The organism is Amycolatopsis sp. NPDC051061, from assembly GCF_040682935.1.
Classification (GTDB): Bacteria; Actinomycetota; Actinomycetes; order Mycobacteriales; family Pseudonocardiaceae; genus Amycolatopsis.
On record NZ_JBFBBZ010000045.1, the window covers coordinates 46954 to 69708 of the forward strand.

Consider the following 22755-nt stretch of genomic DNA (forward strand, 5'->3'; position numbering starts at 1 on the left):
GAACTCCTTTGTCCGGTCGAAGATGCGGCTAGCTTCGAGTCCACTTCTGGGCATTGCTGCCCGCGCAGGCCTGCAGGGTCATCGGCGTGCTGTTCGCGGTGCCGCCGCCGTTCGGGCCGAGGCACAGTCCTGAGGGGACACCGGTGATCGTGCCGTCGGCGTTCGCGTTCCACTGCTGGTTGGCCCCGCCCGTGCAGTCCCAGATGATCGCCCGGGTGCCGGCTGCCGTGCTCGCGCCTTCGGCGTCGAGGCATTTGGTGCCGTACACCTGGAGCTGTTTTCCGGAGGTGAGGGTCCACTGCTGGTTGCCGCCGCCGTTGCAGTCCCACAGCGTCACCGGGGTGCCGTTGGTCTGCGACGCGCTGGGGACGTCGAGGCACCGTCCCGAGCCGGTGTTGCGCAGCACGGACGTCGACCCGCCGCCCGAGCCGGCCACGGCGAAGTTGTCGAACTGGGCCGTCTCCCCTTGGCTGGTGCCGATCCCGACTTGGCCGGCCGGGAAAGTGCTGTCGGTGACCGTCCCGAGCGCCACGCCGTCGGCACTGGCGGTGATGGTGCTGCCGGAGAAGCCCAGTGACAGCTTGTGCCAGCGGTTGGTGCCCAGCGCGGTCGTCGTGCCGCTGCGCAGCGTCGTGACCTGCTGGCTGGTGTTGTTGCGCTGGATCGACCACACGCCGGTATCGCTGACCCGTAGGTAGTACGCGTTCACCGCGCCCTGGTTGCCCGTGTCCTGCGAGCCGACCCGGCCGAGCAGCTGGACGTACCCGGACTTCTCCAGCAGCACGTCCGAGTTGACCGTGTAGTTGCTCCAGGCCACGTTGCCCAGCAACGCGTACGGATCGGTCGTCTTCTTCCAGGGGATCGCCTTCTGCGGAGCGGCTTGGCGCACGCACGTGCCGGTGCGGCCGGCGCCACAGGCGGCCGTCTCGAAGGCGCCCTCCATGTCCATCAGGTACTTGGCCTCCTTGCCCGGCGCGTACCCGTCGAAGTCGTCGCTGTAGGGCAGGTTCAGCGAACCCTGCGGCGGACTGCTCGCGGTGCCCTTGCCCTGCCCGGTGGTGGTCGTGACGGTGTACAGGTAGCCGGGTTGGGCGGTCAGGGTGAACGCGCCGCCGGACGGGGTGATGTCGGCCGTGTGCCCGAAGAAGTCCGCCGGGTTGTTCGAATTGAGGTTGGTCGCCCACACGTGCACCTGCCCGGTGGACACTCCGCCGGTGGTGGTGAAGTTCAGCGTCTGGGCCGAAGTGGCGTCCATGGTCTCGATGATCGTGCTGTAGTCGTTGGTGCTCGGGGACTTCAGCGAGACGTAGCTGCCGTTGGCGCGGTTCCCGCCCAGGTAGCCGCTGGAAGCGTCGAGGTACTTCCAGCCGGGCGCGGTGAACTGCGTGGTGTGCGCCAGCGCCCAGGCGTCCTTGCCGACCGAGTAGTACCCCGACCACGGCTGGTTGGCCAGCGCCAGTCCCACGGTCGGCCAGGGGATGTTCGGGGTGGTGGCGGCGATGAGGTCCCAGTTGAGGTACGCGGTCATCTTGCCGTCGAGGTAGACGCGGTTGATGCCGCGGGCCAGCGGCTTGGCACCGTCGTTGTAGTCCTGGGAGCCGTTCTCGCTGGACCACAGGGTCTTGCCGGAGCTGGTGACGTTGGCCGGGACGCTGCAGGACGTCTGCGCGCTGAGGTAGCCGCAGGTGTAGTGGGCGCTGAGCACGTCGGTCGCGTTGCGGTAGGCCGTGTTCGTCGAGATCGCGCTCGCGGGTCCCCAGTCCCCCGGCCAGGAATCCCCGGAAATGAGCTTGACGGCGTTGTACCCGTTGGCGTTGAGCGCGTTGCGGATCGTGACGGTCCAGTCGGCGCTCCACTGCTTCTCGTTCTGGACGGTCGTGAGGTAGTCGATCGTCAGCCCGTGCTGCTTGGCGCATCCGAGCCACGAGAGGTAGTAGTCGGTCAGATCACTGGAGAAGAAGGTGCCGTTGCCGATCCAGCCCGGGGCACCCCAGGGCAGGCCCACGAGCTTGATGCCGGGGTTGCGCGCCTTGGCCTGCTCCATGAGCCACCACTCGTAACCGCGGTTGCAGTCGAGATCACCGCGGAAGTGCGCGTGGCTGGGCTCCGCTCCGCTGGTGGAGTTGGTGTCCCCGCCCATCTCCACCTTGAGGATCTGCAGGGCGGCGCCGTAACCCGGCTTGAACAGGTAGTCGAGGATCTGGCCGCGCTGGGGCTCGGGGTAGTCGATCAGCAGGCGGCTGTTGCCCCCGCCGCCGCTGACCGCGCCGACGCCGTCGAACGTGCGGCCGGCCGAACCGCCGTTGATCGTGATCGAGGTGGCGGCCTCGGCCGGCGCGGCACCGGCCACCACGCCGGCGGCCAGGACGACGACCGCGACCATCGAGGCTCGCACCCTCCGGAGCAGGGTTGCAGGCATGGCGGTTCTCTCTTCCGACGCAGGGGTTCAGACGGCCGTGACGGTCCATTGGTTGTTGGTGCTGCTGTTCGGGGCCCACAGGACCACGGCCGACCCGGCCGTGGTGGTGCCCGCGCCGTCGAGGGCGGTGCCGGTGCCCCGGTTGACGATCTGGTAGCGGCCGTTGCCCAGGCCGGCCAGCCGCCACTGCTGGCTGTCGCCACCGTTCCAGGCCGCCTGCACCGCGTTGACGCCGTTGCCCGTCCGGCCGCCGCTGTCGGCGACCAAACCGTTGGTGCGGTTGACGATCCGGTAGTAGCCGCTGCCCAGGTCCACCAGCTGCCACTGCAGGTTGGCCGAGCCGTCGTAGGACCATTGCTTGAGCACCGACCCGGACGCGACGGTCCCGCCGCTGTCGAGCACCAGACCGGTCGTGACGTTCGCGATCCGCACCCAGCTCGTGGGCACCGGACCCGACCCTGGCGCCGGAATCTGGCCGGAGAAGGTCAGCTTCACCGCGTACGCCGGGGCGCTGAACGGCGCCGTGGCCGACGGCATCCGGAGGTGCAGCCCGGAGCCGTCCTGGGTGCGGTCGGGCAGGTCGGTGTAGGACCCGGCGGTGGAGCCGAGCAGCTGCACGGTCTTCAGCGAACCGAGGTCGATCCGGCTCGAGCCGAGCGTCGTGATGTCCAGCGTGCTGCCCGGCCACCCCAGGACCGTGGCGTACAGGACGGTGTTGTCCTTGCTGCGGGTGAACCGGATGTCGCGGTTGGTGCCCTCGCGCGGCGTCGTGAAGGAGCCGCCGCCCATCTGCGTCGGGCCCTCGCCGTAGGCCGACCACGCGCGGGTCGCGTAGATCGACTCCCCGAAGCGGGCGAGGTAGTCGCCGATGCCGAGCAGGACGGTCCGCTGTCCCGCGGGGATGGTGCCGTCGGCCATCGGCGCGATGTTCAGCAGCATCGTGCCGTTCTTGCTGACGCGGTCGATGAGCGCGTGCAGCATCGCCTTCATCGAGTAGTAGCCGATGCCGGTCGTGTAGCACCAGCTGGAGCTGGAAATGCTGTCGTCGGTCAGCCAGTACGGGTTCTGGATGTCCCCCGGTCCGCCGCGTTCGAAGTCGAAAACCTCGCCCCGGTTGTCAAAACCGTCCTTGTAGGTCGCGACGACGTCCTTGTTCCCCGCGACGGCCTTGTTGTAATAGTACGAAAGGAAGTTCAGCCGCCGGGATTCGTCGACGCGGGGCAGGTTGAAGTCCTGCCAGAGGAGATCCGGCTGATAACCGTCGACGACCTCGGCCAGCTTGTCGTACCAGAGCTGGTTCTCCGCCGCCGTGCCCAGCTGGCCGTAGAGCTTGCGCAGACTGGCGTCCGATTGCGCGGGCACGTGGTCGTAGTAGCCGGTGAAGTGGTAGGCGTGGTGCAGCGACACCATGAACTTCAGGCCCCGGGCGCGGATCGCGTCGGCGTGCAGCCGCACCAGGTCCAGCCGCGGCCCCTTGGCGACCGAGTTCCACTCGTTGACGGTGCTGTTCCACATCGAGAAGCCGTCGTGGTGTTCGGCGACGGGTCCGGCGAACTTGGCGCCGGCGTCGGCGAAGAGCTGCGCCCACTCCGCCGGGTCGAAGTTCCCGCCCGTGGACTTGAGCTTCGGCGCGAACTGCACCCAGTTGCCGGCCTTGTCCCGGGCCCCGTTGACGAAGTTGTGGTAGGGCCACGCCGACGGGTCGCCGTACACGGCCTTGTGGTGGTTGTTCTCCGCCGAGCCCCCGACGTACATGTTGCGGGGGTACCACTCGTTGCCGAACGCGGGGACGCTGAAGACACCCCAGTGGAAGTAGATGCCGAACTTGGCGTCTTGGAACCACTCCGCCGCGGGCGGGTGCTGGTCGACCGACGCCCAGGTGGGCGTGTAGCTGCCCGGCCCGGCGGTGGCCCACGCGGCCCCGCCGCGCAGGAGGCCGGCCGTCGCCGCGCCGCTCACCGTGATCAGACCCAGCATCGTGCGACGGCTGAACTCGGGCATGGCGGGAAGCCTCCTCGGGTCCGAAATCACGTTAGCGTTAACATCCGTTCTGACGGATGTCCGTGTCGTGAATCACCAGCACTGACAACAGGTGTAGGCGCGGACGACGTCAGTGGTCAAGCCCCGCGGGCAATCGAGATCAGGTGAGACGGCGAAACCCCAGCGTGCGCCGGGCTCGCCGGGTGTAACTTTCATGCGCTGCGACGAATGCTTGTGAGCGTGAACATCGCCGTGTCACACTGCTCGTCGCCTGGCTCTGGAGCGCGAGCAACGGTGACCACTACCGAAGGAGCACCTGTGAGAGTCGCGTCCTCCCCATCGGCGATCGGCAAGCCCCGGCGCAGTCTCGCCCTGATCGTCGCGCTGCTGTGCGTTCTGGGGTTGTTCCCGGCGGTGGCCAGAGCGGACAACCCGATCGTCCAGACCATCTACACCGCCGACCCGGCGCCGCTGGTGTACAACGGCCGCGTCTACCTCTACACCGGCCACGACGAAGACGCCTCGACGTACTTCACCATGAAGGAATGGCGGGTGTGGTCGTCGGCGGACATGGTGAACTGGACCGACCACGGCTCCCCTATGAACCTCGCCACCTTCACGTGGGCGAGCGCCAACGCCTGGGCGGGCCAGACCGTCTACCGGAATGGTAAGTTCTACTGGTACGTCCCGATGACGGTCCGCGCGACCGGCGCCATGGCCATCGGCGTGGGCGTGTCGACCAGCCCCACCGGGCCGTTCAGCGACGCACTCGGGCATCCGCTCGTCGGCAACGGCGAGATCGACCCCACGGTGTTCGTCGACGACGACGGGCAGGCCTACCTCTACTGGGGCAACCCGCACCTCTGGTACGTGAAGCTCAACGCCGACATGATCTCCTACTCGGGCGGCGTGACCCAGATCCCGCTCACCACCGCCGGGTTCGGCACGCGCACGGGGAACACGAGCCGGCCGACCCTGTTCGAGGAAGGCCCCTGGGTCTACAAGCGCAACGGCCTGTACTACAACGTCTTCGCGGCGAAGTGCTGCTCGGAGTTCATCGGCTACTCGACCGCGCCCGGCCCCACCGGGCCGTGGACCTACCGCGGGACGGTCATGCCCACCCAGGGAGCCAGTTTCACCAACCACCCGGGTGTGCTCGACTTCAACGGGAACTCCTACTTCTTCTACCACAACGGGGCTTTGCCGGGCGGCGGTGGCTACACACGCTCGGTGGCCGTGGAAAAGTTCACCTACAACGCCGACGGCACCTTCCCCACGATCACCATGAGCACAACAGGCGCGCCGCAGGTGGGCACGCTGAACCCGTACACGCGGCAGGAAGCGGAAACGATCGCCGGGGAGTCCGGCGTCGAGACCGAGCCGTCCACCGAAGGCGGGATGAACGTCGGCTACCTCGAGAACGGTGACTGGATCAAGGTCAAGGGGGCCGCTTTCGGTGCCGGCGCCCGGTCCTTCACCGCGAGAGTGGCCTCAGCGGCCGCCGGCGGCCGGATCGAGGTCCGGCTGGACGGCACCGGGGGCACTCTGGCCGGCACCTGCACCGTCGGCGGCACGGGCGGCTGGCAGAGCTGGACGAGCGTGTCCTGCCCGATGACCGGGGCAGCGGGGACGCACGACCTGTACCTCCGGTTCACCGGGGGCAGCGGTTACCTGTTCAACGTGAACTGGTGGCAGTTCGCCACCTGACATCGCTACCTCCACCCTCCGGAAAGGGGCGACGATGCCCGTTCGACCGCGCCACCGCATCCTCCACCTGATCACCGCCGCGACCACCGCACTGGCCGTGATCACCGTTCCCACGGCGGCCCTGGCCGCGCCCGGCAGCCCGGCGCTCACCCCGCCGCTGGGCTGGAACAGCTGGAACAGCTTCGGGTGCGGCGTCAGCGAGACCGCCATCCGCCAGGCGGCCGACGCGATGGTCTCGTCCGGGATGAAGGACGCGGGCTACCAGTACGTGGTGGTGGACGACTGCTGGTTCGACCCGAATCGCGACGCCCAGGGCGCGCTGCGCGCCAGCCCGTCGAAGTTCCCGAGCGGCATGAAGGCACTGGGCGACTACATCCACGGCCGCGGCTTGAAGTTCGGCATCTACCAGGTGCCGACCGACCGCACCTGCGCCCAGCGCACCGGCACCTACCCCGGTTCCACCGGCAGCGCGGGGCACGAGGTCCAGGACGCCGGCACCTTCGCGTCCTGGGGGGTGGACTACCTCAAGTACGACTGGTGCTCCCCCGCCGGCACCCGCGACGAGCAGGTCGCGCGGTTCACCGTCATGCGCGACGCCGTCCGCGCGACCGGGCGCCCGATCGTCTACAGCATCAACCCCAACAGCTACCACGCCATCACCGGCGACAAGTACGACTGGGGCCAGGTCGCCGACCTCTGGCGCACCACCGAAGACCTGCTGGACATCTGGCAGAACGGCAACACCAACAGCTACCCGATGGGCGTGGGCAACGTCCTCGACGTCACCGCCCCGCTGGCCGCGCAGGCCGGCCCGGGGCACTGGAACGACCCGGACATGCTCGTGGTCGGCCGGCCCGGGCTGTCGCTGACCGAATCCCGCGCCCACTTCGCCCTGTGGGCCCTCATGGCCGCGCCGTTGATGGCGGGCAACGACATCCGCACCATGTCCGCCGACATCAGCGCCGTCCTCCGGAACCCGCGCCTGCTGGCGGTCGATCAGGACTCACTCGGCGCCGGGGGCCGCCGGGTGCGCGACGACGGCAACGTCGAGGTCTTCGCCAAGCCGCTGGCCGACGGGTCGGTCGCGGTCGGGTTGCTCAACCGCGGCGGTGCCACGACCACCGTGAGCACAACCGCCGCGCAGATCGGGCTCTCCGGCACGGCGTTCACCCTGACCGACCTGTGGACCGGCACCACGTCCGCGACGGGCGGCCCGATCGCCGCGAGCGTGCCGGCGCACGGCGCCGCGGCGTACCGGGTGTCCGGCGGTTCCCCGCTGGCCGCCACGACGGCACGGCTGCGCGGCGCGGGATCCGGGCGCTGCCTCGACGTCGACAACGCCTCGACGGCCGCCGGGGCGGGCGCGCTGATCTGGGACTGCCAGACCGCGGCGAACCAGCTGTGGACCACCTGGGAGACCGGCGAAGTCCGCGTCTTCGGCGACAAGTGCCTCGACGCCGACCACCAGGGCACGACCAACGGCACCCGGGTGCTCAGCTGGCCGTGCAGCGGGCAGGACAACCAAAAGTGGACGTTCGCCCAGGACGGCTCGGTCCGGAACGTCCATTCCGGACTGTGCCTGGACGCCGAAGGCGCGGGCACCGCCAACGGGACCCACGCGATCCTCTGGACCTGCAACGGACAGCAGAACCAGCGCTGGGGCCGCGCCTGAACCACCCGCACCCCGAGCTCTCCCGGGCTTCCCCGGGCTGATGCGGGACCGTCTTCCCTCCGCCGACCTCGCGGTACCCGCTGTCCACGCAAGCCGAACGCCCGAGCCGTCCGATCCGGCTCGGGCGTTCGGTTTCCCCCGGCAACCAACGGCTAGCGGTAACCGGCGGCCACGATGTTCGCCTGCACCGCGTTCTCGGTCGCGTCGGACGGGTAGCCGGCGACCATCGCCCCTTCGTAGAACGTGCCGGCGCTGAGGTTGGCGCCGCCGCCGGGCTTGCAGCAGTCACCGCCGCTGCCCAGCACGATCGCTCCCTGCTTCTTCATCGGGCTGTACCCGCTCGGGAGGCCGCCGTCCCACAGCGTGGTCAGGCTGCCGGACTGGGCGTCGCTGCCTTTCATGGCGAACCGCGAAGTCCCGTTGTTCTTCAGCACCGCGGTGACGAACTTGCTCGTGAACGCCCGCTGGTTGGGGTTCCACGACTGGCTGCCGCCGGGGTAGAGGCCCCACTCGAGGTCGGCCTGCACCCACGGGCCGGTTCCGGAGCACCCGCCGAACCAGCACTGCTTGCCGAAGTTGATCGCGTCCATGGCGCCGGCGGCGTCGGCCTTCCTGGTCGTCTCGCTGTTGCCGTAGTCGAAGCAGCAGCCGCTGTTGACGTGCGTCCCGCTGGTCACCATGTACATGCCCTCGGGTGCGCTGCCGGTGGGCACGCCGGTCAGGTGACCGTCCCGCCAGTAGCTGTTGCCGGCGTTGATGTACAGGGAATAGGCCTTGCGGCTGCCGACCGTGAGCGATTCCGTGGTGGCCTTTGCGGGGCTGCTCTGGCTGGAGCCGGGAACCACGCTCGACCCCTGGTACCACAGGTCGTTCCCCCGCCCGGACTGGTCGTAGACCACCGTGATGACGCAGGACGTGCCGCTGCAGAAGGAATCCTGGGACCCGGCGTCGGCGGCACCGCCCGCCGCCACGGCGCCGACGTTCCTGGTGGTGTTGTCCGACGCGCGCCGGACCTGGTACAGGTTCCCGGTGTAGGAGCCGTAGAGCGCGCGAACCGTGCTGTGCGCGGCTATGCACGGCGTGCCGCCCGAAGCGTAGATGTCGCACGGGCCCGCGCCGGTCGGTGGCGGGGTACCGGTGCTCCACCGCTGGTTGGTCTGGCCGTGGCACGTCCACAGGATGACCGCGGTGCCGTTGGCCGTCCCGGCCCCGTTCACGTCCAGGCACAGCCCCGACTGGACACCGGTGACCGTCCCGTCGGAGTTCTGCCGCCACTGCTGGTTCGCCTGACCGGTGCAGGACCAGATGATCACCGCCGTCCCGGGCGCCGTCTGGTTGCCGTAGGCGTCCACGCACCGCGTCCCGCTCATCGCCCGCAGCTCACCGGCGGCGGTGAACTCGAAGGCCTGGCTCGCCTGGCCGGTGCAGTCCCGGATCTCGAGCGCCGTGCCCTGCGTGTCGACGCCGCCCGTCACGTTCAGGCACCGCCCCGACGACGCGCTCGTGAGGGACGTCGAGGCCGCGGACGCCGGTACCGCGCCGGTCAGCGCGGCAGCCACCATCGCGGCCAGGACCAGTACGGCGCGCACTTGCCGCCGTCCCGGCCGGGACGGGTTGATTCGAGTCGTCACGAATCCTCCTTCGAGCACAACGGATCTCACCCGCGGCAGGTCACCGCCGGTGAAGTGTTAGCGTTAACATCAGGCCGAGTCCCGCAGGACGAGCTCGGTGCCCAGCACCGCGCAGCGGGGCGCGGCCGAGCCACCGAGCATCGCGAGCAGCTCGCCCGTCATCCGGGCGCCCATCTCTTCGATCGGCTGGCGCACGGTGGTGAGCGGCGGATCCGTGCGACGCCCGATCGGCAGGTCGTCGAACCCGATGACGGCCACGTCGCCGGGCACCCGCCGCCCGGCGCGGTGCAGGGCCCGCATCGCGCCGACGGCCATCATGTCGGACGCGGCGAAGATGGCGTCGACCTGCGGCCGGCGGTCCAGCAGGCGGGCGGTGGCGTGCTCGCCGGACGCCTGGCCGAAGTCGCCGAACACCACCAGCCCCCGGTCGCCGCGGCCGGCGCCCGCCACCGCCTGCCGGTAACCGAGCAGGCGGTCCACGCCGGCGGTCATGTCCTGGGGTCCGGCGATGGTCGCCACCGTGCGCCGGCCCGCGTCGATGAGGCGCTGGGTGGCCCGCTGGGCACCACCCCGGTTGTCGACGTCGACGTACGAGCAGCGGCCGGAATCCCCATCGCGGACCGGGCGTCCGCCGAACACCACCGGGATGCCGAGCCAGCCCAGGTCGAGCGGGCGGCGGCCGTGCATGCCGACGACGAGGGCCCCGTCGACGTGGCCGCCGTCGAGGTACCGCACCACTGGGGCCTGGTAGTTCTCCGCCGCCGGCACGGTGAGCAGGACGAGCTGCAGGCCCGCCGCCGTCAGCTCCCGGCCGGCGCCGGCGGCGATGCGGGAGAAGAACGGATCGGCGAATAGCCGCAGCACTTCCTCGCACACCACCAGCGCGACCGATCCGGTAGGCCCGGCCGTCGCCCGCGCCGCTCTCTGCCGGGCGTAGCCCAGAGCCGACATCGCCGACTCCACCTGCTTGCGCGTTTTCGGCCGGACCCGGGGGAAACCGTTGAGCACGCGGGACGCGGTGGCGGTCGACACCCCCGCCGCCCGCGCGACGTCGGCCAGGGTCGGACGGAGCTGGGGCAACTCGACGGAGGACACGTTCGCTCTCCCAAGACGTCATTGTCTCTGTGGGCTCGCTCGAGGATATCGCCGGTTGCCGGCCACCTCAGGCTCGTTGGACCCGGAACCGCTGATTGGCCCCGCCGGAGGCCGTCCACTGGGAGATCCGCGCGCCGTCGGCGGTCGAGGCTCCCCACACGTCCATCGTCAGGCCGCTCAGCCGGTTGACCAGGCCGACCACCCCGCCGCCCTGGTCGGCCACCCGCCACTGCTGGGCGGCAGCGCCGGAGTCCGGTTGCTGGCTGATGTCCGCGCCGGTGGCCGAACCGGCCACCTGGAGCACGAGGCCGCTGTGGCGGGCCCGGACGCGGTAGTAGCCGTCACCGGAGTCGAGGAAGTCGAACTGCTGGTTCTGCCCGCCCGTGGCCGGCCACTGCTGCAGCAGGGCGCCGGCTGCGGTGGAGACCCCGCTGATGTCCAGGAGCTTGCCGCTGTGCTCGGCCACCAGGGTGTAGTTCACCCCGACCTGCACCGGCGACCCGGCCGGCGGGGTCGACGAGTCGAACTGCGTGATGAACTTCCACACCTCGCCCGACGTCCAGGTCTGCCAGCCGTCGCAGGTGCAGCCGTCCCGCGGGCCGGGGTCGTGTCCCGCGCCGTCGAACGCGGCCCAGACCACCGGGTACCCGGCCCGGCAGCCGGAGTAGGCGGTGACGACGTGGGTCAGGCTGCCGTTGGCCGGCTCGGGCGGGTTCTGCGCCGTGCAGCCGTTGTTCCGGACGAACTGGTCGCGCAGGGCACGTCCCGACGCGATGGGCAGCACGTTGTCCCGGAGGCCGTGGAGCCCGATGTAGGCGACGGGCTGGGTGCCGCCGGCGCACCCGCTGAGGTTCGCCCCGGAGTAGACGGCGACCGCGCGGAAGACCGTCGGCCGGGCACACGCGAGCGCGTAGCTCATGGCAGCGCCGTAGCTGAAGCCGCCCGCGAAGATCTGCGACGTGTCGACGCACAGGCTCGCCTCGAGCTCCCTCAGCAGGTCGTCGACGAAGGTGACGTCCTGGCCGCCGGGGTTGGCCCAGCCGTTGCCGTTGCCCTGGGGCGCCACGAAGATCGTGCTGTTGTTCGCGCTGTCCGCCAGCCGCCGGAGCCCGTAGTAGGACCAGTTGTAACCGTCGGTCCCGCCCGAGTCGACGTCGTTGGCGGTGCCGCCGCGCCAGTGCAGCCCGACGAACAGCCGGTACGGGTGGTTGTTGTCGTAGCCCGTCGGGACCCGCAGGATGTAGCTGCGGTTTTGGCCGCCGCTGGAAATCGTGTGGTTCCCGCTCGCCAGGCCGGGGGCTTTCCCGCAGCCCGCGGTCCCCGCGGCGGCCGTCGTCGGCGACGTCGCGCCGGAACCGGCGGCCTGCGCGGTGCCGGTCGCGGCCATCGCGAGCAGCGCCCCGACGGCGACGGATGCGAACAGGGCTCTATACCTCACCATCGGACTGCTCCCTCTGGTCTTCGAGCATCGTTGTTCTCCAGGGTTGGGGTGGAACGTCGGTCAGTTCCGGGTCCATGACTGGGCGGTGCCTTGGTGGCAAGTGCCGAGCCGCACGGCGGTGCCGTTGGCGGTCGAGCCCGCGGCGAGTTCCAGGCAGAGTCCCGACTGTGCCGAGGTGACGGTGCCGTCGGAGTTGGTCCGCCACTTCTGGTTGGCCCCGCCGTGGCACGCCCAGATGATGGCGGCCGTGCCCGAAGTGGTCCCGCCGCCTTCGGCGTCCAGGCAGCGGAGGGTGTCGCCGGAGTAGACGGTCAGTTCCCCGGCCGCGGTGGTCGTCCAGGTCTGGTTAGTGCCGCCGTGGCAGTCCCAGAGCTGGGTTCGCGTGCCTTGCGTGCTCGACTGGCCCGGCACGTCCAGGCACCGGCCCGCGGCCACCGAGCGCACCGGACCGCCGGCGGTCGTCCCACCGCCCCCGCTGTCGAGGCCGAGGAAGGAAATGGCGTAGGCGATCATCCCGGCCTGCGGCAGCGTGTGGCCGGTACCCGCGATCGTGATGCCTTCGACGCCGGCCTGGGTGCCGGTGCCGCCGTAGCGGTTCCGGGTCCAGGACGACTGTGGGTGGTCGGTGACCGTCGGCGTCTGGCTCAGCCCGCGCAGGGCGGTCCACTGCTTGATCTCTTCGCCGTAGTTCGGATACGCCAGGGTGGTATCCTGGTTCCCGTGCCACAGCTGCATCCGCGGGTAGGTGCCCGAGTAGCCGCCGGGGTACATCGCGTGGGCCTGATCGGCCCACTGCTGCGCGGACTTGACGACGCTCCCGCCGGCGCACTGGCTGTTCCAGAGCGAACCGTCGGTGGTCGCGAAACAGCCGGCGGGCACACCGGAAAACGCGGATCCGGCGGAGAACACGTCCGGGTACTCCGCGGCCAGGACGTTCGTCATCATGGCGCCCGAGGAGAAGCCACTGACCACGATCCGGCCGGGGTCGACGTTGTAGTGCTGGCGGGTCCACGCCACCATCGCCATGACGCCGGTGGAGTCGCTGCCGCCGTCACGGGTCAAGCCCGCTTTCGTGGACACGTCGAAGCAGTGCCCGTCACGGGTCGCCTCGGGCACGACGACGAGGTAGCCGTAGCGGTCGGCCGCCGTCGCGTAGTCGTGCCCGTTGCCGGTGAAGATCGCGCCCGCCGAACCACCGCAGTAGTGCACCAGCACGAGCAGCGCCGGCTTGGGCGCCACGTTGTCCGGCACGTACAGGTACATGCCGAGGTTGGTCGGGTTGGCGCCGAAGCCGGTGACGCGGGTCAACGTGGCGGCCTCGGCCGGACGGGCGGTCAGGAAGACCCCGGTGACGGCGAGGGGCAGCAGGAGGAGGAACGCGAGCAGACGTTTCATCGCAGGCTCCACTGCTGGTTGGCCTGGCCACCGCAGGACCAGAGGATGACCTTCGTGCCGTTGGCCGTGCCTTGCGCGTTCGCGTCCACGCACAGCCCCGACTGGACGCCGGAGATCGTGCCGTTCGCGTTGACGTTCCACTGCTGGTTCACCTGGCTGTGGCAGTCCCAGATGATCACCTGGGTGCCGTTGGCCGTGCCCTGACCGGACGCGTCCAGGCACTTGTTCCCGTAGACCATCAGCTGCTTGCCGCTGGTGTAGGTCCACTGCTGGTTGCCGGCCTGGCTTCCGCAGTCCCGCAGCTGCACCTGGGTCCCGTTGGCCGTCGCCGAGTTCGGCACCTCCACGCACCGGCCGGACGGCGTCCCCACGATCTGCTTGCCCGACGGCGGGGTGCCCGGCTGGCCGACGCCCGAGCCGGTGAAGTGGACCCAGTTGACGTTGAACAGGTAGGCGGCTCCGCTCTGTCCGGCGGGGTTGTGGGCCACGAAGTAGAGCTTTCCCGTGCCGGTGGGCGGGTTCGACAGGGCGGCGGTGAAGTCCTGCCAGTTCTGCCAGCCCCCGGTCCCGGTGATCGGCACCGAGGCGACCAGAGCGCCGTCCGGCGCGTTGCGGCGCACTTCGAGCGTGCCGCCGGAGCCGCCCGACGACGCCCGGATGCCCAAGCCGGTGATGTTGTCGAGGGCGATCGGATCGAAGGACCACCAGTCGCCGTCCTGGACGAACGCCGCGCTGCTGCCGCCGCCCATGGGGTCCGTCGCGGCTTCCACGTCGACGCCCGCGGTGTCGGTGCCCTTCCCGTCGGCGGTGCGGCCGGTGGCGCTGAAGAACTCGGCCTGCTTCATCTTCGGCTGCAGGATCACCTGGGACCGGCCGGTGATCGGGCCGGCTCCCCCGGCTCCGCCCTTGTCGGTGTAGGACGCTTCGATGACGTAGAAGATGTTGTCGTTTTCGCTGTGTCCCGAGGAGAGCGTGGTCTGCACCTGTGCGGTGCACCCGTGGTACTGGTCGAGCGGGTGCCCGTGCTCGTCGTGGCCGAGGTAGGCCTGGACGGTCACCTGCGAGCAGTCGATCGTCCCGTCCTCCGGGTCGCTGACCGTGACGGCGACGTTCACCTTGTCGCCCCACTCGAACAGCCCGCCGGCCGGTGGGGTGGTGAGGGTGACCGTCGGTGCCGTGTTGCCCGCGGTGACGGCGACACTCGCGGTTCCGGTGGCGCCGGCCGAGTTCGTCACGGTGAGCACCGCGGTGTAGTTGCCGGCGGTGTAGGTGTGGCTGGGGTTCGCCGCCGTGGACGTGGTGCCGTCCCCGAAGTTCCAGCTGTACCGCAGCGCGGATCCGCCCGGGTCGGCCGAGCCGGCGCTGGAGAAGTTCACGGTGAGCGGGGCGGGCCCGCTGGTGTGGTCCGCGGCGGCCTTCGCGACCGGTGCGGCCGAGCCGCCGCCGAGGTAGTCGACCCGGTCGATGGACGCGTCGGCGTTGCCGCCGCCGTATCCGGTGCCCCACTCGATGACGTAGAGCGCGCCGTCCGGGCCGAACTTGAAGTCCATCGGCCGGTTGAACTTGACCGACGGCAGCAGCGGGTCGATCGAGGTGACGTTCGTGCCGGCCGAGTCGAGCTGGAAGGTGTACATCGAGCTGGTGTTCCACTCGGCGAACACCGCGCGGCCGTCGAAGTCGACCGGCCACTTCCGGGTGGAGGCGAGGTCCGGGTCGAACCGGTAGACGGGCCCGGCCATCGGCGCGCCGCCGGACAACTGCGGGAAGTGCGCCGAGTCGGCCTGGTAGTGGTAGTACACCTGGGCCGGGATGGCCGGCGGCAGCTTGGTCAGGCCGGTGTTGTTCGGGGAGCTGTTGGTGGGGCCGCCGGCGCAGTCGAACTTCGCCCCCGAAGCGCCGGTGGCGAAGTTGTACTGGTTGTAGGCCAGGTTCGGGCCGACGCAGAACGGCCAGCCGGCGTTGCCGGGCTTGCTGACGACGTCCCATTCCACGGTGTTCTGGGGGCCGCGGTTGGCGTTGGCGTTCGGCGCGTCCGGACCGTAGTTGGCCACGAGCGGGTAGCCGGTCTTCGGGTCGAGGCCCATCCGGAACGGGTTGCGCTCACCCATCGTGTAGATCTCCGGGCGGGTCTTGGCCGTTCCGGGCGCGAACAGGTTGCCCGAGGGGATCGTGTAGGTGCCGTTGGCTTCCGGGTGGATCCGCAGGACCTTGCCGGACAGGCTGTCGGTGCTGCCCGCGGTGCGTTCGGAGTCCCAGTACGCGCGCCCGGACCGTTGGTCGAGCGGGCTGTACCCGTCCGAGGCGAAGGGGTTGGTGTTGTCCCCCAGCGACAACCACAGGTTCCCGTTCTTCTTGTCGATGACCAGTCCCGCGCCGTGGTGGCAGCATTCGGCGCGCTGCACCGGCACGTCCAGCACGACCTTCTCGGTCGACTGGTCGATCGTGTCGCCGTTCACGGTGAACCGGCTCAGCCGGTCGACGTTGCCGGCGTTGTTCGGCGAGTAGTAGACGTACACCCACTGGTTGGCCGCGAACCCCGGGTCGACCGCGATGTTGAGCCCGCCGGACTCGTTGGCGGTGAACACGTTCAGGTGCGTCGAGAGGACGGTGGTGCCGCTGGGTCTGACGACCTTCACGTCACCGAGGCGGTCGATGTAGAACACCCGCCCGTCCGGGGCCACGTCCAGCGCCATGGGGTTGGTCGCCTCGGTGTGCAGGGTGACCTTCTGGAACTTCGAGTCCGGTGGCAGCGCCGCCGCGGCGGCCGGGCCCACAGGGGTGGTGAGCACCGGAACCAGGGCGGCGGCCAGTACTCCGGCCACCGCCAGCGCGCCGCGGCGCAGCGCGGAAAATCCCGACATGACGAGTCTCCTCGAGGCGGAAGGGTGGGGCGGACGGTTCAGCGCAGGGACCACTGCTGGTTGACCTGCCCGCCGCAGGACCACAGGATGATCTTCGTGCCGTTGGCCGTGCCGCGGCCGGAGGCGTCCACGCAGAGGTTCGACGAGACACCGGTGATCGTGTTCGCGTTAACATTCCACTGCTGGTTGGGTTGGCCGATGCAGTCCCAGATGATCACCGGGGTGCCGTTGGCCGTTCCCCGGCCGGAGGCGTCCAGGCACTTGTTCCCGTACACCGTCAGCTGCTTGCCCGCGGTGTAGGTCCACGCCTGGTTCGCCTGGCCCGCCACGCAGTCCCGCAGCTGCACCTGCGTGCCGTTCGCCGTCGAGGCGTCAGGCACCTCGACGCACCGGCCCGACTGCGCGCCCACGAGCTGCTTGCCCGTCGGCGGCGGTGTGGTGGTGACCGAGCAGTCGGCCGGGACCGCCCCGGCCGCGGTCCGGATCCCGCCCAGCAGCAGGTGCAGGAAGTTCGGTTCGCTGAAGCTCTCGATGGTGTGGCCCATGCCGGTGTACCAGGCGCGGCCGCCGTCGAAGTCGTGGCACCACGTGGTGGGGTGGTCCGCGCCCATCGTGGCGCCCGAGTAGCTGGACTCGTCCACAGTGGTCAGGACGTGGACGGCCGAGCGCGGATTGGTCCGGAAGTCGTACCACTCGTCGTAGTGGGTGTACTGGGCGGGCAGCCCTTGCGTGGACGGGTGGTTCGGGTCTTCGACCTTGACCAAAGCGTTCTGCTGCGCGGGGTGCTGCTTGAAGTAGGCGCCGACCAGCTGGCCGTACCAGGCCCAGTCGTACCCGCTGTCGGACGCGGCGTGGATGCCGGCGAACCCGCCGCCGTGCTGGATGTACCGCCGGAAGGCGTCCTTCCCGGCCTGCGTGCCGACCGGGTCGCCGGTCGTGGACAGGAAGATCACGGCGGCGTACTGGGCCAGGTCGGCGTCGGTGAACCTCGTGTCGTCCTCGGTGACGTCCACCGCGAAGTCGTTCTGCTGACCCAGCTGCCGGATCGCGGCGATCCCGGGCGGGATGGAGTCGTGCCGGAAACCGGTGGTCTTGGAGAACACCAGGACCTTGAAGGCCGCCGCGGGCGCGGCGGACACGGGTGTCGCGAGCCCCAGGACCAGTGCGGCGAGCAGGACAGCCGCGCGGAGAGTACGAGACAGCGTCGTCACGGATACTCCTCTTCAGGAGTGGAAGGAGCGCGCGGAGTGCGCGCTGCGAATTCATTCGATTACCGGCTGAACACGCAAGAGCCAAGATAGGAGTGGGCGGCGGCAAAGGTCAATGAGCAGTTGGTCCCCGGTGAAACTTACGCACCTCCAACGAATTCCCCGCACCGGCGCCTTCCGGTCCACAGAGGACTGCGCGCAGGGGTGATCACCCGGAGCCGGACTCCGGGGATTCACTCCCGCGCTCAGTGGCCGAAGATGCGACGCTGGATCTCCCGGCGGTAGTCCTCCAGGGTGTTGTCGAGGTGGATGGCGGCCGCCCGGGCCGCCGCGTCCGGGTCGCCGTCACGGATCGCCCGGTAGATGGCGGCGTGCTCGTCGATCGCGTCCGAAGCGTGGCCGCCGACCGTGCCGGACATGCCGATGATGTTCGTTTGCCGTTGCAGGCGGCGGGCTTCGCCCACGGCCGCGACGAGGAGCTGGTTGTGCGACGCGGTCGCGACACAGAGGTGGAAGTCGTCGTCGCCGCGGTCGAACAGCACGCTCTGCCCGCTCAGGTGACCGTGCCGGCAGGTCTCGGCGGCGGCCTCGATCGCGCGCAGCTCTGCCGGCGTGGCGTTGGTCGCCGCGAGCCGGCTGGCCGCGGTCTCCTGGATCCGGCGGAACTCGAAGAGCATGTAGACGTGGTCGAGGTCGGCGGGCAGGAAGAACCCGCCCCACCGGGAAGCGCCGAGCATGCCCTCGTCGTCGGACACATACAGCCCACGTCCCTTGTGCGCTCGCACCCGACCGAGGGCCGAGAGGATCTTGACGGCCTCCCGCACCACGGTCCGGCTGGTTCCCATCCGCGCCGCCAGCTCGTTCTCGGTCGGCATGCGGTCACCGGGCCGCAACCGCAGCTCGGCGATGAGCTGCAGGATCTGCTCGGCCACCACCTCGTAGCCGGGCCGGTACGGGACAGGCGGTGCGACTTCCTCATCACGGGTCACCCGATGAGTATGACTCACTGGGCGCCGGCCGTGACCTTACCTCGCAGCCCCGCTATCCGGTCAACAGCAGCGGAACCAGCATGAAACTTACATGCGTTCCCGCAGTCGAACCCGTCGAACGAGGGCGATACGCGGGCTCATCTCTTGACGCTGGCGGGCTTCCGGCTTCGAATGAGTCATACACATCGGCGCACTCATCGCCTCCGCCCGTCGTTCGACACCGATGACCCATCCCCCGGAGAGGTACCCGCCATGCCGCCGCGCACCGGATCCGTGGCCGCCGCGCTCGCCACCGCCCTCGTGGTGACCGCGCTCGCCGCGCCGCCCGCCCACGCCGCGACCGTCACCATCGCCGTGGCGCCCACCGGCAACGATGCCGACCCCGGCACCCTCGACCAGCCGGTCGCCACCCCGGCCCGGGCCCAGCAGCTGGCCCGCGCGCAGTCGGCCGCCGACGACGTCGTCGTGCAGCTCGCCGGCGGCACCTACCGGCTCTCCGCCCCGCTGACCTTCACCAGCGCCGACTCCGGGAAGAACGGCCACACCGTCACCTGGCAGGCCGCGCCCGGCCAGACGCCGATCCTGTCCGGCGGCACGCAGGTCACCGGCTGGACGGTGCAGGACGCGGGCCAGAACATCTGGGTGGCGTCCGTGCCGCCGGGCGCCGACTCCCGGCAGCTGTTCGTGGACGGCGCCCTCGCCCCGCGCGCGTCGGTCCCGATCTCCCGGGGCGACGTGCAGATCACCACGTCCGGCATGACCATCGTCAACTCCGCACTGAACTACCTCGCCACACTGCCCCAGCAGAACCGGATCGAGGTGGAGAGCCAGAACTCGTTCACCGACCGGTACTCCCCCGTCGACCACGTCAGCGGCACCTCGATCGTCATGCAGCAACCCGCGTGGAACAACAACAACTGGGGCTACGACACCCTCGCCAAGCCCTTCGGCGGCGGCCAGCTGTTCCTCGAGAACTCGTACTCGTTCCTCAAGAACACCGGCCAGTGGTACCTGGACCCGCAGGCCGGGAAGCTCTACTACAAGGCGCCGGGCGGATGGGCGCCCGGCAGCCACGACGTCGAACTGCCGCGGTTGACGTCGCTGCTGCAGATCAGCGGCAGTTACGACAACCCGGTGCGCGGCCTCGCTTTCCAGGGTCTGCACTTCGAGCACACGACCTGGCTCACGCCGCGCACGTCGGTCGGGTACGCCAACCAGCAGAGCGGCACGTTCCTCCCGTCCGCGGCGCCCATGCCGGCCGACTTCCTGAGCTCGTGCCAGTCGGGCTGCCCGTTGTTCGAGGGCGCCCGCAACGGCTGGGCGCAGGCGCCGGCCGCCGTCCAGGTCTCGGCCGCCACCGGGATCACGTTCAGCGGCAACACCTTCACCCACCTCGGCCAGGTGGCGCTGGGCATCGGCAACGACGCGAACGCCCACGCCTCCGGGGTCGGCCTCGGGACGTCGTCGATCACCGTGGACCACAACACCTTCACCGAGGACTCGGGCGCGGGCATCGTTGTCGGCGGCGTGCGGCCGGACGCGCACCACCCGGCGAACGCGGCGATGACCAACCGCGACATCACGCTGTCCGCCAACACGGTGAACCGGGTCGCGCTGGACTACCGGGAGATGGCCGGCATCCTGTCGACCTACGTCACCCACGCCGTGATCACGCACAACGACGTGTCGAACCTGACCTACGACGGCATCGACGTCGGCTGGGGCTGGGGCGCCAACGACCCCGGCGGCAGCCAGGACTACCGCAACCGCGGCCTCTACAACTACCAGCCGGTGTACACCACGCCGACGACGCTGCGGGACACAGTCGTCAGTTACAACCGGGTGCACGGAACGAAAAAACTCATGCACGACGGCGGGAGCCTCTACAACCTCTCCGCCAACCCGGGCAGCTCCATCGACCACAACCATGTCTATGACAACAACCGCACGGTCGGCCTGTACCTGGACGAAGGCTCTCGCTACGTTTCCCTGTCGGCCAACGTGATCCAGGACTCGGGGGTGTGGGCCTTCACCAATGCGAGTGGCAGCAACAACACCAACGACAGCACCTTCAGCGGCAACTGGTACAACGGCGGCGCGACCAACGTGGCCACCGGGTCGCCGCACAACAACGTCCTGAGCGGGAACGTCCAGGTGAGCGGGACCAACTGGCCCTCGGGCGCCCAGCAGGTCATCACCGCCGCCGGCCCGGGCGGCACCGGCCCGGCCGCGGGCCCGGTGCGCGCGGCCGGCGCGGGCAAGTGCCTGGACGTCAACGGCGGCAGCACCACTCCCGGCGCCCAAGCACAGATCTGGGACTGCCACGGCGGTACCAACCAGTCCTGGACCCGGACCACCGCGGGTGAGCTGACCGTCTACAGCGGCGACAGCACGCGGTGCCTCGACGCCTCCGGCCAGGGCACCTCTCCGGGCACCAAGGTCGTCGTCTGGACCTGCAACGGCGGAGCCAACCAGCGCTGGCAGGTCACCTCGGCCGGCACCGTCACCGGTGTCCAATCCGGACTGTGCCTGGACGTGACCGACAGCGGCACGGCCAACGGCACCGCCGTCCGGCTCTGGACGTGCACCGGCCAGGCCAACCAGAAGTGGACCTTCGGCTGACCGATCCCCCCGCTCATCGAGGAGGAACCATGAGAACACGACTCAGCCGGTTCGCCGCCGCGGCGCTCCTGGTCACCGGCGCCCTCCTGCCGGACACCCCGGCGGCCGCCGAATCCAACGGCGGGGTCCGGGTCATGCCGCTGGGCGACTCAATCACCGAAGGCACGCAGGTCCCCGGCGGGTACCGGATCGGGCTCTGGCAGCGCCTGACCGCGGGCCGCTACCGGGTCGACTTCACCGGCTCGCAGTACAACGGCCCGGCCGCCCTCGGCGACCACGACCACGAGGGCCACCCGGGCTGGCGCATCGACCAGGTCGACACGAACGTCGTCACCTGGCTGCGAGCCACGACCCCGCACACGGTCCTGCTGCACCTCGGCACCAACGACATCCTGCAGAACTACGACGTCGGCCGCGCGCCCGCCCGGCTGTCCGGCCTGATCGACCACATCACCGCGACGGCACCGGACGCCGAGGTCTTCGTCGCGACGATCATCCCGCTCGCCAACGCCGGCCAGGAGTCCGCCGCCCGCACGTTCAACTCCGCGATCCCCGGCATCGTGCGGACCGATCAGAACGCCGGAAAGCACGTGCACCTGGTGGACATGCACGCCGCGGTGACCACCGGCGACCTGATCGACGGTGTCCACCCGACGGCCGGCGGTTACGACAAGATGGCCGCCACCTGGTTCGGCGCGCTGCAGTCCGTTCCCGGGAGCATCGGCACCCCGGGGACGTCCTCGGCGCGACAGATCGTCGGGACGCAGTCGGGCCGCTGTCTGGACGCCGCGAGCGCGGCCAACGGCACCCAGGTGCGGCTGCAGGACTGTGGCGGGCAGACCGGCCAGGCGTGGACCCCGGCCGGCCAGACGCTGACCGTCGGCGGAGGCAAGTGTCTCGATGCTTCCGGCCACGGCACGGCCGACGGCACCCCGGTGATCGTCTGGGACTGCCACGGCCAGGCCAACCAGCAGTGGACCGTCACCACGAACGGCACGATCACCGGGGTCCAGTCGAACCTCTGCCTCGACGCGAACGGACAGGGCACCGCGAACGGCACCGAGCTGATCTTGTGGGCCTGCAGCGGGCAGGCGAACCAGCAGTGGACGCTGCGCTGACCGATGAGGAGCGACCATGGCACGAGTGCTGGTCCTGACCGGCGACGCCGCCGAGGAACTCGACTCGATGTACCCGATCTTCCGCCTGCGCGAAGGCGGCCACGAGGCGGTCGTGGCCGCCCCGGCAACACGCCCGGTGCACCTGGTGGTCCACGACTTCGAACCCGGGTGGGACGCCTACACCGAGAAACCGGGCCACCTGCTCCCCGTCGACCTGGCGTTCGCCGACGTGGATCCGGGCGATTTCGACGCGCTCGTGATCCCCGGCGGGCGGGCCCCGGAGTACATCCGGACGAACCCGGACGTGGCCCGCATCGTCACGCACTTCTTCGAGCGCGAGCTCCCGGTCGGCACGATCTGCCACGGCCCGCAGGTACCGGCCGCACTGGGCCTCCTCCGCGGCCGCACCACGGCCGCGTTCCCCCCGCTGAAGGCGGACATGGAACACGCGGGCGCCACGTTCGCCGACGGCCCCGACGTGGTCGACGGCACGATGGTGTCCTGCCGCGGGTGGCCCGACCTGCCCGAGTGGTCCCGCGCTTTCCTCCGGGTGCTGGAAAAGGCGAGCCCGGCTTAGGCCGGCCCCGCACGCATCGGCGGATGCAGCCGTGAACCAG

At 70.0% G+C, this 22755-nt stretch carries 14 protein-coding genes; 5 read left to right on the forward strand and 9 right to left on the reverse strand.

The window, feature by feature from the left end:
* Nucleotides 1-28 precede the first annotated feature (28 nt).
* Both AB0N03_RS40825 and AB0N03_RS40830 read right to left on the reverse strand, forming a co-directional pair.
* Nucleotides 29-2419, reverse strand: a complete 2391-nt coding sequence (locus AB0N03_RS40825; protein ID WP_364384159.1) for a ricin-type beta-trefoil lectin domain protein — start codon at nucleotides 2417-2419, stop codon at nucleotides 29-31.
* 27 nt (nucleotides 2420-2446) lie between these two features.
* Entirely contained in the window at nucleotides 2447-4420 is a 1974-nt protein-coding gene (locus AB0N03_RS40830) for an alpha-L-fucosidase (protein ID WP_364384162.1), read from the reverse strand.
* 297 nt (nucleotides 4421-4717) lie between these two features.
* Between AB0N03_RS40830 and AB0N03_RS40835 the strand changes: the two genes are divergently transcribed.
* Both AB0N03_RS40835 and AB0N03_RS40840 read left to right on the forward strand, forming a co-directional pair.
* Nucleotides 4718-6106: a glycoside hydrolase family 43 protein gene (locus tag AB0N03_RS40835; RefSeq protein WP_364384165.1), complete on the forward strand. Its 1389-nt coding sequence runs from the start codon at nucleotides 4718-4720 to the stop codon at nucleotides 6104-6106.
* Between the two features lie 34 nt (nucleotides 6107-6140).
* Nucleotides 6141-7778 carry a ricin-type beta-trefoil lectin domain protein gene (locus tag AB0N03_RS40840; protein ID WP_364384168.1) on the forward strand — a complete coding sequence of 546 codons (1638 nt, stop codon included), beginning with the start codon at nucleotides 6141-6143 and terminating at the stop codon, nucleotides 7776-7778.
* A gap of 152 nt (nucleotides 7779-7930) precedes the next feature.
* Here the strand turns inward: AB0N03_RS40840 and AB0N03_RS40845 are convergent, their stop codons facing one another.
* From AB0N03_RS40845 to AB0N03_RS40875, 7 genes are all read right to left on the reverse strand, one after another.
* Nucleotides 7931-9409: an arabinofuranosidase catalytic domain-containing protein gene (locus tag AB0N03_RS40845; protein WP_364384171.1), complete on the reverse strand. Its 1479-nt coding sequence runs from the start codon at nucleotides 9407-9409 to the stop codon at nucleotides 7931-7933.
* Nucleotides 9410-9478: 69 nt separating this feature from the next.
* Entirely contained in the window at nucleotides 9479-10504 is a 1026-nt protein-coding gene (locus AB0N03_RS40850; RefSeq protein WP_364384174.1) for a LacI family DNA-binding transcriptional regulator, read from the reverse strand.
* A 67-nt stretch (nucleotides 10505-10571) separates the two neighbouring features.
* Entirely contained in the window at nucleotides 10572-11945 is a 1374-nt protein-coding gene (locus AB0N03_RS40855; protein ID WP_364384177.1) for an RICIN domain-containing protein, read from the reverse strand.
* Between the two features lie 60 nt (nucleotides 11946-12005).
* Nucleotides 12006-13340: a PHB depolymerase family esterase gene (locus AB0N03_RS40860; RefSeq protein ID WP_364384180.1), complete on the reverse strand. Its 1335-nt coding sequence runs from the start codon at nucleotides 13338-13340 to the stop codon at nucleotides 12006-12008.
* Nucleotides 13337-16201, reverse strand: a complete 2865-nt coding sequence (locus AB0N03_RS40865) for a PQQ-dependent sugar dehydrogenase (RefSeq protein ID WP_364384183.1) — start codon at nucleotides 16199-16201, stop codon at nucleotides 13337-13339. Before AB0N03_RS40865 ends, AB0N03_RS40860 begins: the two co-directional genes overlap by 4 nt.
* Before the next feature lie 38 nt (nucleotides 16202-16239).
* A complete protein-coding gene (locus AB0N03_RS40870) occupies nucleotides 16240-17412 on the reverse strand; it encodes a ThuA domain-containing protein (RefSeq protein WP_364384186.1) in 1173 nt (390 codons plus the stop codon).
* A gap of 242 nt (nucleotides 17413-17654) precedes the next feature.
* Nucleotides 17655-18398 (reverse strand): FadR/GntR family transcriptional regulator, encoded by a 744-nt coding sequence (locus AB0N03_RS40875; protein WP_364384189.1) that lies wholly within the window; start codon nucleotides 18396-18398, stop codon nucleotides 17655-17657.
* A gap of 252 nt (nucleotides 18399-18650) precedes the next feature.
* Between AB0N03_RS40875 and AB0N03_RS40880 the strand changes: the two genes are divergently transcribed.
* The 3 genes from AB0N03_RS40880 to AB0N03_RS40890 are packed head-to-tail and all read left to right on the forward strand — an operon-like array spanning nucleotide 18651 to nucleotide 22715.
* The gene (locus AB0N03_RS40880; protein WP_364384192.1) at nucleotides 18651-21020 is read left to right on the forward strand and encodes a ricin-type beta-trefoil lectin domain protein; all 2370 of its coding nucleotides are present in this window, start codon (nucleotides 18651-18653) and stop codon (nucleotides 21018-21020) included.
* Between the two features lie 29 nt (nucleotides 21021-21049).
* The gene (locus tag AB0N03_RS40885) at nucleotides 21050-22138 is read left to right on the forward strand and encodes an RICIN domain-containing protein (protein ID WP_364384195.1); all 1089 of its coding nucleotides are present in this window, start codon (nucleotides 21050-21052) and stop codon (nucleotides 22136-22138) included.
* Between the two features lie 16 nt (nucleotides 22139-22154).
* A complete protein-coding gene (locus tag AB0N03_RS40890) occupies nucleotides 22155-22715 on the forward strand; it encodes a DJ-1/PfpI family protein (RefSeq protein WP_364384198.1) in 561 nt (186 codons plus the stop codon).
* Nucleotides 22716-22755: the final 40 nt, after the last annotated feature.

Excerpts from the sequence above, each read along its gene's own strand:
- AB0N03_RS40825 (WP_364384159.1), bottom strand. The coding sequence starts at position 2,419 with ATGCCTGCAACCCTGCTCCGGAGGGTGCGAGCCTCGATGGTCGCGGTC.
- AB0N03_RS40855 (WP_364384177.1), bottom strand. The coding sequence starts at position 11,945 with ATGGTGAGGTATAGAGCCCTGTTCGCATCCGTCGCCGTCGGGGCGCTG.
- AB0N03_RS40890 (WP_364384198.1), top strand. The coding sequence starts at position 22,155 with ATGGCACGAGTGCTGGTCCTGACCGGCGACGCCGCCGAGGAACTCGAC.
- AB0N03_RS40860 (WP_364384180.1), bottom strand. The coding sequence starts at position 13,340 with ATGAAACGTCTGCTCGCGTTCCTCCTCCTGCTGCCCCTCGCCGTCACC.
- AB0N03_RS40885 (WP_364384195.1), top strand. The coding sequence starts at position 21,050 with ATGAGAACACGACTCAGCCGGTTCGCCGCCGCGGCGCTCCTGGTCACC.
- AB0N03_RS40865 (WP_364384183.1), bottom strand. The coding sequence starts at position 16,201 with ATGTCGGGATTTTCCGCGCTGCGCCGCGGCGCGCTGGCGGTGGCCGGA.
- AB0N03_RS40840 (WP_364384168.1), top strand. The coding sequence starts at position 6,141 with ATGCCCGTTCGACCGCGCCACCGCATCCTCCACCTGATCACCGCCGCG.
- AB0N03_RS40830 (WP_364384162.1), bottom strand. The coding sequence starts at position 4,420 with ATGCCCGAGTTCAGCCGTCGCACGATGCTGGGTCTGATCACGGTGAGC.
- AB0N03_RS40880 (WP_364384192.1), top strand. The coding sequence starts at position 18,651 with ATGCCGCCGCGCACCGGATCCGTGGCCGCCGCGCTCGCCACCGCCCTC.